15 protein-coding genes are annotated in these 12,793 nt (G+C 54.0%); 2 read left to right on the plus strand and 13 right to left on the minus strand.

All coding sequences use genetic code 11. The annotated features are described in order from the left end of the window. Positions 1 to 33 precede the first annotated feature (33 nt). Both MWU55_RS05935 and MWU55_RS05940 read right to left on the minus strand, forming a co-directional pair. Complete coding sequence (locus tag MWU55_RS05935; protein ID WP_246934874.1) at positions 34 to 933, minus strand: cytochrome c; 900 nt, start codon at positions 931 to 933, stop codon at positions 34 to 36. 9 nt (positions 934 to 942) lie between these two features. Beyond that, complete coding sequence (locus MWU55_RS05940) at positions 943 to 1,521, minus strand: cytochrome c (RefSeq protein WP_246934876.1); 579 nt, start codon at positions 1,519 to 1,521, stop codon at positions 943 to 945. Positions 1,522 to 1,750: 229 nt separating this feature from the next. On the opposite strand from MWU55_RS05940, the gene MWU55_RS05945 reads away from it, so the two are divergent. After that, positions 1,751 to 1,948: a hypothetical protein gene (locus MWU55_RS05945; protein WP_246934878.1), complete on the plus strand. Its 198-nt coding sequence runs from the start codon at positions 1,751 to 1,753 to the stop codon at positions 1,946 to 1,948. Here the strand turns inward: MWU55_RS05945 and MWU55_RS05950 are convergent. From MWU55_RS05950 to MWU55_RS05970, 5 genes are all read right to left on the minus strand, one after another. After that, complete coding sequence (locus MWU55_RS05950) at positions 1,922 to 2,365, minus strand: cytochrome c (RefSeq protein ID WP_246934880.1); 444 nt, start codon at positions 2,363 to 2,365, stop codon at positions 1,922 to 1,924. The genes MWU55_RS05945 and MWU55_RS05950 overlap by 27 nt on opposite strands. A gap of 30 nt (positions 2,366 to 2,395) precedes the next feature. After that, positions 2,396 to 2,896 (minus strand): L,D-transpeptidase, encoded by a 501-nt coding sequence (locus tag MWU55_RS05955; RefSeq protein ID WP_246935691.1) that lies wholly within the window; start codon positions 2,894 to 2,896, stop codon positions 2,396 to 2,398. A gap of 482 nt (positions 2,897 to 3,378) precedes the next feature. Next, on the minus strand, positions 3,379 to 3,927 hold the full coding sequence (locus MWU55_RS05960; RefSeq protein WP_246934883.1) for a PEMT/PEM2 methyltransferase family protein: 549 nt from the start codon (positions 3,925 to 3,927) through the stop codon (positions 3,379 to 3,381). Next, positions 3,927 to 4,562, minus strand: a complete 636-nt coding sequence (locus MWU55_RS05965) for a cation diffusion facilitator family transporter (RefSeq protein WP_246934885.1) — start codon at positions 4,560 to 4,562, stop codon at positions 3,927 to 3,929. Before MWU55_RS05965 ends, MWU55_RS05960 begins: the two co-directional genes overlap by 1 nt. Beyond that, positions 4,562 to 5,332: a transglutaminase family protein gene (locus MWU55_RS05970; RefSeq protein WP_246934887.1), complete on the minus strand. Its 771-nt coding sequence runs from the start codon at positions 5,330 to 5,332 to the stop codon at positions 4,562 to 4,564. Before MWU55_RS05970 ends, MWU55_RS05965 begins: the two co-directional genes overlap by 1 nt. A gap of 68 nt (positions 5,333 to 5,400) precedes the next feature. Here MWU55_RS05970 and MWU55_RS05975 point away from each other — a divergent pair, with 68 nt between their 5' ends. Beyond that, entirely contained in the window at positions 5,401 to 5,817 is a 417-nt protein-coding gene (locus MWU55_RS05975; protein WP_246934889.1) for a helix-turn-helix domain-containing protein, read from the plus strand. Positions 5,818 to 6,052: 235 nt separating this feature from the next. On the opposite strand, the gene MWU55_RS05980 is transcribed toward MWU55_RS05975, so the two are convergent. The 6 genes from MWU55_RS05980 to MWU55_RS06005 all read right to left on the minus strand — a co-directional run bounded on the left by MWU55_RS05980 (position 6,053) and on the right by MWU55_RS06005 (position 12,431). Further along, on the minus strand, positions 6,053 to 7,144 hold the full coding sequence (locus MWU55_RS05980) for a tyrosine-type recombinase/integrase (RefSeq protein WP_246934891.1): 1,092 nt from the start codon (positions 7,142 to 7,144) through the stop codon (positions 6,053 to 6,055). 346 nt (positions 7,145 to 7,490) lie between these two features. Beyond that, the gene (locus tag MWU55_RS05985) at positions 7,491 to 7,907 is read right to left on the minus strand and encodes a hypothetical protein (protein WP_246934893.1); all 417 of its coding nucleotides are present in this window, start codon (positions 7,905 to 7,907) and stop codon (positions 7,491 to 7,493) included. An 80-nt stretch (positions 7,908 to 7,987) separates the two neighbouring features. Beyond that, complete coding sequence (locus MWU55_RS05990; RefSeq protein ID WP_246934895.1) at positions 7,988 to 8,401, minus strand: hypothetical protein; 414 nt, start codon at positions 8,399 to 8,401, stop codon at positions 7,988 to 7,990. 157 nt (positions 8,402 to 8,558) lie between these two features. Beyond that, a complete protein-coding gene (locus MWU55_RS05995; protein ID WP_246934898.1) occupies positions 8,559 to 9,941 on the minus strand; it encodes a hypothetical protein in 1,383 nt (460 codons plus the stop codon). Beyond that, positions 9,938 to 11,701, minus strand: a complete 1,764-nt coding sequence (locus tag MWU55_RS06000) for a hypothetical protein (RefSeq protein WP_246934899.1) — start codon at positions 11,699 to 11,701, stop codon at positions 9,938 to 9,940. The genes MWU55_RS05995 and MWU55_RS06000 overlap by 4 nt, the downstream gene beginning before the upstream one ends. 289 nt (positions 11,702 to 11,990) lie before the next feature. Then, the gene (locus MWU55_RS06005) at positions 11,991 to 12,431 is read right to left on the minus strand and encodes a hypothetical protein (RefSeq protein WP_246934902.1); all 441 of its coding nucleotides are present in this window, start codon (positions 12,429 to 12,431) and stop codon (positions 11,991 to 11,993) included. Between the last annotated feature and the right edge of the window lie 362 nt (positions 12,432 to 12,793).

A 12,793-nucleotide genomic window follows, 5' to 3' on the forward strand; every position in this document is an offset into this window, starting at 1 on the left:
TCGTGTTTCCTTTCGTTAAACTTCGTCACTGCACTATCCCCCTGCATGATTGTCCATCAGGTAGGTCGCAATCGCTTGTCTGTCTGCTTCACTGAGGAAGCTTGTGCCATACAGAACTACTTCGCCCATTGCCCCACCAAAGGCATCACCATCTGGAGTAAGCCCCGTGCGCAACGCATAGGCGAGGCTGGCTGCATCCCATCCTCGCGCCTGTAGCGTCTGAACATCGATCGCGGGCGCCTTGTCACCGCCGGGCAAGGCATCACTACCCATGAAGTGTTCGGTGTCTGAGTTTCGCGCGCCCGCAAAGTTGCGACCGGTGTGACACGCAGCGCAATGCGTGGCACCCTCGACCAACTCACGTCCCCGGTTCCAAACGTCCCCTTTGCCCTGAATGGGATTAGTGCGGGGAGGCTCCAAAAACGCGGCTCGCCAGAGTTTCAGCCCCCAGCGCTGATCAAAGGGGAATGCCATCTCATGATCAATTGACGATGTCTCCACCGGCGGCACAGTCTGGAACGCTGCCCAAAGGTCAGCGATGTCCTGATCCGAGAAATTCGCATAGAACGGATAGGTGAAGGCCGGATAGTATGGCTCTCCCATCGGGGACACACCTTGACGCACTGCGCGGGCGAATTGGGCCATACTCCACCGGCCAATCCCGTGATCCGGATCTGTGGTTAGGTTGGGAGAAAACAACGTCCCGAATGGGGTTTCCAACGCGACGCCACCAGCAAGAGGCAAACCGCCCTCGGCAAAATTGGTGTGGCAGGCAATGCACCCAGACGCCCGTGCCAAGTAGGCCCCCTGATCCACATTTCCAACGAGGGAAATGGACTCAATGGATGGACCAATCGGCCAAGCGATGACTGCCGCAAGCCCAGCGGATGCCAGCACGGTGCCTGCCAGGCCAATGCGAAAAAGCTTACGCATTGCTTTGCCCTACTTCTCAGCTCGGAACCGGGTATGACATGCTGAACAGACCTGACCCAGCATAGTAAAAACGCCATCGGCTGGCATATCTGCGAAATCCATCATGTTTGAGCTGCCACCCATCATGAAACCGCCACCCATCATAGTGGAACCATTCATCATGGTGGAGCCGCCCATCATGTTTGCCCTCTGACCAGAGGTTCCGGCCATCATAAGTCCATTTTCGGCTGCCAATTCGAGGCCGTCCGCCACGACGCGTAGTTGCTCTGCCAATGCCGCGAATTCTTGCCAGTCTTCCCAAACCACATCCTTGGTTTCAGAAGGTGCGCCGCCACTTCCTTCTGGGAACAGGCGGGTCATTGCCTCGCCGGCATGGTCTCCAATTTTTGCCGCTTCGCTGCGAATGACATCAGCGTCATACGCTGTCTGTCCTTGCATCATGGGCGTCAGCACCTTGACGGCCTCTTTCATCACACCCATGCCATCCATGCGCTCTTTCACGATTCCGGTCGCGCCACCATGAGCCAGTGCTGCCATAGCAATTACAGACGCCGTAACAGCGCCAATCGTCAGTTTCTCGATCTTCATAGTTTATCTCCTGTCCGAAAACATCGACGCGCGGAGAATCCGCGCAGGTTCGTGTTGTTCAGATCAGGATTCGGGGCGGTGGCGGATCGAAAGAAGATGGCACCGGGGAGGCCTCAGTTGCCTCGGGAAGGCCGTGTCGCGCCGATCGATCATCGAACTGTGGCGCTGTCGGAGATGAGGAAACGATTGCTGGACCAGAACAGAACGCGCCACCGTGACAATGTCCTTCGTGATCATTCGCGATGTGTTGGGTCTCAACAGCAATAACAGCGGCTTCCACGACCTGAACATGCTTTCCATGCGCCAAAGCAGGTTCACCCAACGCAAAAAGGCCGACAAAAAACACGCCGATCAAAATGAGCGATTGCCCAAATTTGTTGCCAAAGAAGATACTCAACGTTCAGTTTATCCCATTTTCACGCTGTAATTCTCTCACATAGGAAACGATGGTTGCAATATCAGCGTTGGTCAAGCCTTCGACTGGCGGCATGTCGCCAAAAGGCCAGTGGTGCGCCTTGACCCCGCGCTGCGCTGCAAGAACAAATGCCATATCAGCATGATGGCTGGGCTCATAGATCTTGTGGACCAATGGGGGCGCAGTCCCCTGTTGCCCGGCTGCATTCTCACCGTGGCAACTGGCGCAAACCGCATCAAAGGCTCGCTTGCCCATGACGGATTGTCCGCTCAACACAGCTGGCAAACGGACATCCACCATTGCTGCGCCTGGTTTGGGTTGAGCGGCAACCTCGCTGGGTTTCTCCCCGGTAGGGAGCTGTAAAAACCAGACTCCCGCAATCACCACCGCTGTGACGGCTGCGTATGTGATCAATCTTTTTTGCGCCATTTTTCGTTCTTTCCCTTGCTCGGACATCAATCAAATCAGTTTTACCTGTGTGCCAATCTTAGCGAGGGCGAATAACTCCTGTATCTGTTCGTTGTAGAGTCCAATGCATCCGTTTGACGACCGACGCCCGATTTTGCGCGTATCATTGGTTCCATGGACCCGATAATACTGCCAGCTGAGATAGAGCGCGTGCGTGCCCAATGGATTCTGTGGTCCTGGGCCAACGTAGTCCGGCCACTCCGGGTTGCGCTCTTTCATGGACGGCGTTGGTCGCCAAGACGGCCCATTTACCTTCCGAACGACACGGGTGTATCCCAACCGGGTAAGGTCCTCTGTCAGTGGCACGCTAGTGGGATAGATTTTCGATACTCGACCATCCTCGGACCAATATTGCAGCATCCTTGATGATGTATCTGACAGGATAACCCCGTTCTCAAGTGTCTCGAAATGATCCTGCCAACGATGGGTTCGGAATGATGAAATATTTCTCTGAACCTCACTTTCGACCGCGTCTGCTTGTGCAAAAGCCATCGGAGCTGGAAGCACGCATCCAGCCGCCACTCCTGCTATGAACCGTCTTCTGGACGTATCGCTGCTCATTTCTAATCTTCCAATCTGCTTCGATCCTCTGCCCGTCCATGAATGGTGGGCTGGTTGGTGTGTTGATGGGTTCCCCAATGGGAAGGTCAACAGGTATTATCTTCACGAAATGGTGAGTAATGGGTGTGCGGTATTGGTAGAAAAAACACTATTTTAACCGCATTTCGGCCATTCAGATAACTCACAGAGAAGGTCTGCTTATCGCACGTATTGGTCGTCAGTGCGTCGCGCATCTTCAGCCACTTTAGGCTCAATGCAGACCCTAGCAGCAGTTGCGAACACGGCAAGGGGCTGAAGAACACTCACGGCCCTTAGCCGCCATTCACACCTATCGCGGCGAAAGTCAGGTTTGAGCCCAAAGCTCCGAGTTTCTGCGCCATAGCGAAGGCCTGCTTTGCAATTTTCCTACCTGTCTACAAGAACCGTCTGACCCTCCCTTTGTATTCCTCAAACGCTGACCCGTATTGCTCCTTGAGCCATGGTTCCTCGGCGAAGGGCGCGGCGACCAGAACTGCGGTTCCGGCGAGACCAACGATTGCGACCCCAACTGAAGCGCAAAGCACGATCCAACCTACAATCATGGCAATGTCCGCCACATACTGTGGATTGCGAGAATAGCGATACATGCCGCTTGTTCGGAGCAGTCCTTTTGCGCCTCCGGTCTGCGCTATTCCGAACTGTGCGACCTCTGACCACACGATGATGTTGCCAGCAAGGATGAGGGGGATGCCAACGCCGAACCGCAGCCATGTCGGGACTGGCAAACTTCCCCATTCCATGAAACCAAGGACGATCAGGACACCAAAGAGGGTGAATGTTGGAACCCAGACCAAAATAGGTGTCACTGTGGTGTAGCGATTTGGTGGCCAAATGCGGCGCTCAGGATATGCGATGGACCACAGCATGGCAGCAAACGTGCCTGCTGCGATCACAACGCCGATGAGGGCTAATATCGCCTGCATCATGCGGCCTCATGCTCATGCTCGGTTATTTCCCGCCGTTCTGCCAAGGCTTGGCGGACGATCTGGAAGGCCGATGACAGGAACAATCCGGCCATGATCGTTGCCACGATGAGGTCAGGCCAACCGGTTGCCGTGCCCCACACACCAAGCGCCGCAAACATCACTGCCACGTTCCCAATGGCGTCATTGCGTGAGCACAACCACACCGACCGAACATTGGCGTCGCCGTCCTTGTAGCGGACCAACAGTAGCACGCTTGCCAGATTGGTTAGCAATGCAAGAAGGCCGACAATACCCATGATCTCGGCGGTGGGGACTCCGACATAGAACACGCGATAGACGGTCGATCCAAACACCCAAAAGCCCATCAAAAGAAGACTGATGCCTTTGAACAGTGCCGCGTTCGTCCGAGCGCGAAGCGAGGCCCCGATGACCGCAAGTGAAATCCCATAGGTCAGCGCGTCGCCCGCAAAGTCGAGGGCGTCAGCTTGCAACGCCTGAGACTTGGCCAGATGGCCTGCTGTCATCTCGACAAAGAACATCGTCGCGTTGAGAGCGATGACGATCCACAACCGTCTTTTGTAGTCATCTGAAACGCCGTCAAACTTGGCGTCATGTCCGCAGCAACCAGCCATCACACCGCCTCCTTTTCCATCGCAATGGTCTTGGCAGGCAGAAGATTGGTATCCCCACCAGGTATCTTCGGGACACGTCCCGAACGGATCTGCGCAACCCGTCTGTTCATCCAATGTCGAATAAACAGTCGATGGACCAACCCGCGAAACCCGGTAAGTTGCCGATGGTTTGCATAGAAGGCATCTGGGCTATCAAAGACTCCGAAATCCCGATTGATCCCTGTCTTTTGGATGTAGGTGCTTTGACCAGCCCAAGCGACGTTCGGCGCTTGCAGGCAATCGGTTCCAGCTCCGTATGCGCAAAGCGAAGAGCGCTCGGGAAACGCGGCTTGAAGCGCAGACAAAACGCCTTGATCCAGAATGAAGCCCTCCAGCTCTAACCATTCTCCGCGATACTGGACCTCGACCCACGAATGGATGATGTTGCGTGGGGCAAGCGGATAGACCAGCTCTGGCACCACGCCTCGTTGCAACGCTTTGTTGATGGTAAAGCCGCGAAATCGGCAAGGGATGCTTAAGGCGCGCAGCAATGCCATGAGCAGCGTGCCCTTGGTATTGCACTGGCCGTAGCCATCCTCCAGCACCTGTGAGGCGGGCAAGGCATCGTCAGAATTGTAGCCGAACAAGACTTCGTTGCGGACATAGTCATAGGCTGCGCCGATGCGCTCGCCTTCATCCAGCTCTGCCCATCCTCGTTGCGCGATGAGTGCTTGTATCGGTTTGGATCCATAGTCGAGGAACGGCGTTTGAGATAGATAATCGTGGGACATTTTGAACTCTTCTTCTTTCGTCCTAACTCATATAGGGTCTCTAGTAACTAGAGGTTCAAGAGGTTTTTATGTTTTCCATCGGTGAGCTTTCAAAACGCACAAAGGTCAAGGTTCCGACCATCCGGTATTATGAAGATATGGGGCTATTGCCTGAGGCGGAGCGCACATCGGGTAATCAACGACGATATGACAAGGCTGGATTGGAACGGCTCAGCTTTATACGGCATGCGCGCGATCTGGGGTTCTCGATTGAAGCGATCTCGTCGTTGATCGAACTGCAGGAGCATCCGGATCGGTCCTGCGAAACTGCGACGGACATCGCCATGTCTCAGCTTGACGATGTCCGCGCGAAGATCAAACGCCTCAAAACGCTCGAAAAGGAACTCAGCCGGATATCGAAAGGATGCGACGGCGAGGGCGTTTCGGAAGACTGCTATGTGCTGGCATCGTTGGCCGACCACAACCTGTGCGACCGTGAACACTAAAACCGTCAATGCGGACATTGGACTGCCGAGAACGAACGACAGAAATGTCCCGCACAGGAGCCGTTGGAGCAATCCGCAGCGAATGGCCGCTCTCCGCCCTTGGTTCCATTTCCTTAATGTGCACCGATCACAAATCTGCCTTTGACGAAATGTGCAGACAATGACAGCTAGTCACCTGCCGCGCCATGTCGCGCACCACCCCAGGCAATTTGATTGCGAGGGATCCCACCTAGCCTTAAACAGCGACCTTTTCTCCAAATTTGTAGTTTCTCCCAGCTCGGCCTTGAAAGTCCCAGCCATGCGCTAAAAGGCGATCCTTGAGGTCGCTAGGGTAGAGTTTCACATACTTATTGGCCGTTTCCGCTTTTGCCCAGCCGCCACGTTTCATGAGTAGGTCAAAACTATTCTGTGATGCGAACCAAGTGGCCCAGGTGTGTCGCAATACATATGGTGTCACCTCATCTCCAAGGCCTGCGGCTTTCCTCACGGTGTCGAAAGCAGCTTTCATCTGGCCTCCCCCATTGTTTCGGATTACGTATGGTTTTCCATTAGGAGCCAAGAACGCAGGTCCGTTGGTTGGCAATTCTCGCATGAGGTCCCAAGACCGAGGCGCTACATAGGCCCAGCGCGGTCGAGCTTCAGTCTTGGCCTTTGAAATCCATACTTCATCAGAGCCGGGGTTGAGGTCAGAGGCATCCACTTCGAACATTTCGCCGGGACCAGCGCCACTTCCGATCATGAAAGCGATCTTCTGCAATGTGCGCCGCTTTGGATCAAAGCCTCCAACAACATTGTCGTCATTAGCTGCTTTCAAAAGGCACTCTGCTTCCTCCGGGGTGAGCCAACGGACGCGGCTGCTTTTTTCGCGTTTAACAGCGGTCCATTCACGTCGTGCATGGTTGATCACAGCACGCACCGGCACAACGAGTTGCCTGTGCACTGTGTCCTGTTTGACTTTGGGGTAAAGATCCTTTTTCAACAACTCGATGACAGCGTCGTCAATTGCATCAATCCTAATGTCATCAGGAATGCTCTTGTTTTTCTTCAGTGCAGCGACGATGCGCTTGAGAAAACGGGCCTCTCCATTATCGTCCAGATAGTTTGCGGCGGCCACCACGAAAAAGGGCTCTTCTTTTTTCGCATCCTTTTGTTTGAGTTCTTCTTCCCAAAGAGACCGGTAGAGCGCCTCCGCTTCCTTCTTTGCCAGGTTCAGGCTGCTTTTTCCACGAACGCGAAGGCGGCGTCTAAGTCGTTGATTGCCGATCGTGAAGCTGACCGTCCAGCGCTCCGCTTCTTTGTTCCACTTTGGGTGCCAAGGTTCGGACATTTCAATGCCTCTCTAATGTTTTTGATGTTTTCTGGGTAGAATTTGCGTCGCGCGCCACGTGGTTCGTGGGTCTCGATGCCGCGGGCTTCGAGGAGCTTGAGGATGTCGAGGAAATGGCGATAACTAACACCTATAACCTCAGCCGCTTCGGCCTGATTTAGGGGCTGGACGTTCCAATTTGACGCCGTTTCCATATTTCCCTCACCTCTCGTAATGCGGTTGCAAATGCTCGGCCTCATGCCGTCACAGCCGTAATTTGGGTTCGGTTCCGAAAAGAAAAAAACTTGTTTGGATTCGGGTTTGAATCCCGTGGTATCGCCCCGATTTATTTGGCGATTGCGCACAGTTAGGTCACGCTTGCGAACATCAGATCCGTTTGCCGAACGGCCGCCAGCTTGTCGTCTACGGCTCGTTTGGCTGCGCGAAACTCTTTCCAGCGCCATGCGAGGTTTACGAGCTTGATGACATCGTTGTTTTGCTCCCAAACCGTGTCGACGTCTCCTGAGATCGCCCGATCACCAATGCCGTCGCGGTATTCATTCAGAGCACGGCGGATTTCATTGCCCATCATCTCGATGAAGTCATCATTGACGCCGTTAAAGCCCTGCCGTTCACGAAGCTGCTCCAGCGTTTCGCGGATGAGATGTTTTGTCGTGCCCTTCGGAACGCAACCGACCTTCAGCCATTCCTCGGCCAGACGGCGGCCATGGATGATGGCCTCTAAGGTGAGGTTGTGAATTTCACGTTCGATTTCGATATGCATCAGGATCTCCTGGTAGGTGAGCCAGCGGAATGCGGGCTCTCAAGACGCCAAGCCAGCTCCGGCTCAGCGCGGCCGCAAAATCAAGCGGCTTGGAGAAGTTTGAAGTCCTGGATGGAGGTGTCGTTGCGCAGACAAAGCAGCTGATCGCTCAGTGCTTCACTCAATAGACACAGATCTGCGACGATGGGTGACGCTGGATCGATGTCGGCAAAGCACCCGGCTTCGATCCGGTCTGGATCATGCACGTTATGCAACGAGAGCAGCTGGTGCAGGGCATCCAACTCCCGCGCAACCCGGCGTGTTAGCTCATGAACTGAGGTGATGTCATCCAGCAGCCCTTGCGTGCGTCGCAATGCGGGTTGCCCGCCAAGCAACAACGATGCGTTTTGCAGCGCCTCTGAATGAGCCAATGCAAATGCCCGCAAATCTTTAAGCGGGTCTTTCGTGAAGTCGAACATGATGTTCTCCTCTTTAGCGCCGCGGCGTTGTGCCATGGCTTCAAGAGCGACTGTTTGCCTTTCTGCTGGCGCCGATTTTCTGTGTTGGAGGCCGTGGCCTCTCGGGGCTTATCTTGAACCCGGCTGGGATTGTTTTCTGCGCGGTCTCACCCAAGGGATCGCGCAGAAAGCAGCATCCAGCCGAGGCTCTCTCCTACCTGAATTCAAACATCTTAAGGTCGCTTTGTTGTGCGACATTCATCAGTTCAGTTTGCCCTTTCATGCGCTGAGCCATCGCCAGAGCATCGTCTTGATAGGCTTTCGCGGTCCCGTGGTGCCGCTGGCCGTTTGCAGCCATCGCCATGTCAGTTCCTTCTTGCCCCAGTTCAATTCCAAGGAAGGTGTGCAGAATAGTTCGTGCAATGTGCTCACCGGTTCCGACCGCGGCACGCCACCTGTCAGATACATAGCCGTAGGCCACCGGTTCGCCGATGTTGGTGATGAACAGGGCACGTTTGTTCGCCAAGCATTCTTCTCGCAACTGGTCGAGCCAAGCTGGGTCGCACCCGCGTAAGATGAGTGTATCAATGAACACATTGAGCCTTGGGTCGATATCTGCGGCCCAGGGGTATCCACTCTTCGATAGAACAGTTTCGATGGTGTAACGCTCGCCGGTCCAGAACAGAGTTTCACCAAAGACGAAGCGTGTATCGGCGAGACGAACGGGCATGACTGAGAACAGCGCCAGGGCTGCCGCACGATTGCGCCGTTCCTGCTTGCTGCGTGAACTATGAATCATGGCCACACCGCTGAGGATCTCATGGGCTTGGTTCACCAATTCCACAGGCGAGTAACCAGTATTCTGCAGATGCTCGAACTTCTTGCTTTTGGCTTTATGCGCTTTGGTCTCGTAGACGCGGGTGAGATCGGCCAATAGTTCGAGTGTTTCATCATCAGCGGCGGTGTAGCGAGCGAACTTCTGCACAGCAGCGAAAGAAGACCTAAGCGTGGCCGGCGCCAGCTCGCGGGACCGAAGATCGCGGGCGTAGGCCCGCACCGTGTCCACCGACAATTCGTCAGGTAAGCCGGCAGCCCGCGCCGAGCAGAGAAGCTGGCGCAGTTTCATCTTGTGCGTGTCCATCATGCCCGTTGCTGGAGGCAACTGTCCATTTCGATCAATACCCGCGTCCATGTCGCCAAATGCTTCGCGCCAAGCAGAGGGGAGATCCTCGAAGTGCACCGACTTTGAGAGGCGGCGTTTCCCGCTATTGCTTTTCCGGGTAGGCTTCTTACCAAGTGACCGAATGGCTTCTTCCAGCACCAGAACGGATGGATGGCCTGGAAAAACAGCCTCCATCGCATATCTGAGTTTACGAAGCACGGCCTCTGTTTTTCTATGTCCATTGAAGCGAACAAACTCCTGAACAGTCAGATCTGCGAGTGAAGTCATTTTGCGGGTTTCGAGAAATGCCAGGAAGTCATCCAGGACCCGAAGCTCATACACGGATGCATTTGTTAGATTGGGATCCCCGATAAGGGGGTCCCAACGCTGATGTTGAAGAATGTTTTTCTTGGTGCGGTAGTCAGGCGTCTTCATCGACCCACCCCCGACAGGTCGAGAATGTATTCCTGCACTTCAGTGCGTTTGGCGCGCTCGTTCACCCAAGCGTAATTTCGTCGCACCGTGGCCGGGGTGTCATCGAGCAGCCGTTCGAGAAGATCCCAACGCCCAGGATTGTGTTGAAGAAGTAGCGAGGCCAATCCATGGCGAAACTGGTGGGGCGTCATGGGAAGACCGACCGCACGGGTATGGCGTTTGAACCAGCTCAGAAAGGTTCTGTATTCCAGCGCCTTACCGTTCTTAAAGCCGGGAAACAAGTGAACGCTTGCTTCGTAGTTAGGGTAGAGCGGCCTGATCTTCTCAAGATACCAGAGAATAACTTCGAGCCCATTCAGGTTGCCGGGATTGATCGGAGCCCAGATTTCCACGTCGTTTTTGGTGTGCTCAATCCCCAGATCGATGGTTGCGTGTTTGGTTTTGCCAACCGGCAGGTGGAATGTTTTTCCAGGGCCACGGAGCACTAGCTCAAGAGCGCTTTCGATCCGGATTGGCGCCCCTCGTGTTTCGAGTGCGCAGATCGCAGCGACAGTTCCGATCTGCCGGACTTGTGCGACTTCGTTGTCAGAGGGTTTCCTGCCATCTTTGGAGATCTCGTCGAGCAACTCCTTTGCCTGATTGCGCAATTGAACATGCATCGACAGGAACTTCATTGTTTGCTGAGGTGACGCTAGCAGTTGTTCGCAGAACTTTCGATTTTTTGGCGACATGTCGCTGCCGTCCATCTTTCCCCTTTTCAGGAATCTGTTTGCCTGGAGGTGGTTTTTCATAGGGATTGGATCGACGCCATTGCGCGCCATAACCACATAATTCGACTTGAGATAGTCGTAGGCCGTCCGCGCCGTGATGTGGCTTTTCTGCCCTTCATGCCTCGACCAATAACGGACAGCGACCGTCGCCTGCTCGGGTGTCATCAAGTCTCGTAAACCTTTGTTGGTGTTTGGGCTCAGCTCACCGCTTCTGATCAATGTGCTGATGAATTTACGCATTGCCGCAAGTTTGAAATCCACATTTGATTTCGAAACCGCATTTACATATTCCTGCTCGACTGGGTCGAACTCAGTCAGCGTGGCGTTATGGACCCATTCATTGATCTCGCTGGCGATGTGGGGCGGAATGATGTGCAAGTTTTCCTTCCGTCGTGGCTTTGGGGCGGGAAATGGCTCAGCAGGGAGAAATCCCAACACGGTTTTATCACGACGCAGTCGGTTCAACGTTTTCAGTGCGCGTTGGAGCGTTTTCCATTCATTGGTGTCTAACTGCGTAGAAATACTGTCGAGCCAGTCTTGGCTGATCTCGCGGGGTTTCACCTCACTCATCCGCGCGATATCTGCGAGTTTCTTGATTGGGACGAGAATTTGCTTGGCAGCGGTCTTCTTTTTGCAAGAGGTGACCGCATGAGGTTCTAAAGCACTCAGTAGGTCAGTCCACTCGTCGACGCGTGCGCGGCGTTCCTTTGCGGCCCTCATGTCACCGTTTGCCCCTTTGACAGCAGCGATGATCTTTCTTCGGGTCGCCTTGTAGGCCCCTTCGGACTTGCAGAGTGATGGGTTGAAACCATCTATGGGAAGTCGCTGTTTGATCACGACCAGATCGGCGGGGATTTGGCTGAGATCAAGATTGTCTGTCAGGCTGGGATAGCGTCCAACAGCATTGGCGTAGTCTGTATTGTCTGCGTTTCGCGCCCATGATTGGACGTCTTGCAGTGTCATTGCGGTGATAGGTTTGTGAAAGCTCATTTGGGCCTCTTTGTTTGTCCGCTAAATGACAAATTGGCCACTATCGTCGAAACCAAAGTGGAAAATGACAAAAGCCCGTGGATTTTCCCGAGCCGAAAATCCGGGGGTGTTTGTCATTTTGTCCGCTATCGGTGTCATTGACCGTTAGGGACCCAATTCCGCGCCGGATTGTCATTTTTGTGAACGGATGTTGTTCAGTTGAATGGCGCATCGCGTCGCAAAATCTTTCTCCTGCGACAGGATGGAGATGGGTCCAAATGACGGAACGCAGAAATATTTCCCCAAAGGTTTATTCCACCTTTTTGGGAGGCATGAACATGGCGGCAGAAACTGTCGTTTCAGACTTTCGCAGAGTGTGTGCCTTTCGGCGGGTGCTGGTTTTGGGCAGGTTATGTGTCGCGCGAAGACTTGGGTGCATCAATTCGATTTGTCGGTTGAACTTCGGCAATTCGCCTGTCAGCCACGCCTCAACTTCGAACGGGAAGATCAGTCTTTTTCGATCGCCGACGTGCATGTAATTCGTGAAGGATTGGTCACGATGCTCGCCTGAAAACATTCGCCCAATTGTCTTTTGCGCTTCCCCAGTCTTCAACGCAGTAGCCGGAACATCCAGCAGAGTTCGCCAGATTTCTGGCGTGTTTGTTGGGAGAGGCGCTGGAAACCCAAGAGCAGACAACAAGCGCACCCGTGGATAACCAGACCCACGTTTGGGAATATCCAGCCTTTGCATGAGCGTTCTTGCAAGAGTGTCGCCGCAGTCAAGAAACTCACGGAGCTCCTTTGTGCTGATTAACAAATCGGTGGTCTGTTCTGGTTGTTCTTGTGACATGAAAGGCTCCCTGTGTTTCTGTCAGGGAGGTGGGTTCAACCGAGATATCTCAAAGAAGTTTGAGAGGTTTTGGAGTGCTCATCGCCCCTCTCTTCGCGAGGCGTAATATCGGTTCGTTTTCAGAATATCAAAACGGGGTTTCCGGAACTCACTGGCTGCAAGGACAATCCAAGATAAAACTTCAATTTTGCTATGGAATGGACAGCGCTAGCCACTCTCAAATTCCTTCCAAATCTTGATCAAAATCCCTGTCCTCGGGCCGC

Origin of the sequence: Aliiroseovarius sp. F20344, assembly GCF_023016155.1 — a bacterium.
In the GTDB taxonomy this organism is placed as follows: Bacteria; Pseudomonadota; Alphaproteobacteria; order Rhodobacterales; family Rhodobacteraceae; genus Aliiroseovarius.

Excerpts from the sequence above, each read along its gene's own strand:
- MWU55_RS05935 (WP_246934874.1), bottom strand. The coding sequence starts at position 933 with ATGCGTAAGCTTTTTCGCATTGGCCTGGCAGGCACCGTGCTGGCATCC.
- MWU55_RS05940 (WP_246934876.1), bottom strand. The coding sequence starts at position 1,521 with ATGAAGATCGAGAAACTGACGATTGGCGCTGTTACGGCGTCTGTAATT.
- MWU55_RS05950 (WP_246934880.1), bottom strand. The coding sequence starts at position 2,365 with ATGGCGCAAAAAAGATTGATCACATACGCAGCCGTCACAGCGGTGGTG.
- MWU55_RS05955 (WP_246935691.1), bottom strand. The coding sequence starts at position 2,896 with ATGGCTTTTGCACAAGCAGACGCGGTCGAAAGTGAGGTTCAGAGAAAT.
- MWU55_RS05960 (WP_246934883.1), bottom strand. The coding sequence starts at position 3,927 with ATGCAGGCGATATTAGCCCTCATCGGCGTTGTGATCGCAGCAGGCACG.
- MWU55_RS05965 (WP_246934885.1), bottom strand. The coding sequence starts at position 4,562 with ATGGCTGGTTGCTGCGGACATGACGCCAAGTTTGACGGCGTTTCAGAT.
- MWU55_RS05970 (WP_246934887.1), bottom strand. The coding sequence starts at position 5,332 with ATGTCCCACGATTATCTATCTCAAACGCCGTTCCTCGACTATGGATCC.
- MWU55_RS05975 (WP_246934889.1), top strand. The coding sequence starts at position 5,401 with ATGTTTTCCATCGGTGAGCTTTCAAAACGCACAAAGGTCAAGGTTCCG.
- MWU55_RS05980 (WP_246934891.1), bottom strand. The coding sequence starts at position 7,144 with ATGTCCGAACCTTGGCACCCAAAGTGGAACAAAGAAGCGGAGCGCTGG.
- MWU55_RS05985 (WP_246934893.1), bottom strand. The coding sequence starts at position 7,907 with ATGCATATCGAAATCGAACGTGAAATTCACAACCTCACCTTAGAGGCC.
- MWU55_RS05990 (WP_246934895.1), bottom strand. The coding sequence starts at position 8,401 with ATGGCACAACGCCGCGGCGCTAAAGAGGAGAACATCATGTTCGACTTC.
- MWU55_RS05995 (WP_246934898.1), bottom strand. The coding sequence starts at position 9,941 with ATGAAGACGCCTGACTACCGCACCAAGAAAAACATTCTTCAACATCAG.
- MWU55_RS06000 (WP_246934899.1), bottom strand. The coding sequence starts at position 11,701 with ATGAGCTTTCACAAACCTATCACCGCAATGACACTGCAAGACGTCCAA.
- MWU55_RS06005 (WP_246934902.1), bottom strand. The coding sequence starts at position 12,431 with ATGCAAAGGCTGGATATTCCCAAACGTGGGTCTGGTTATCCACGGGTG.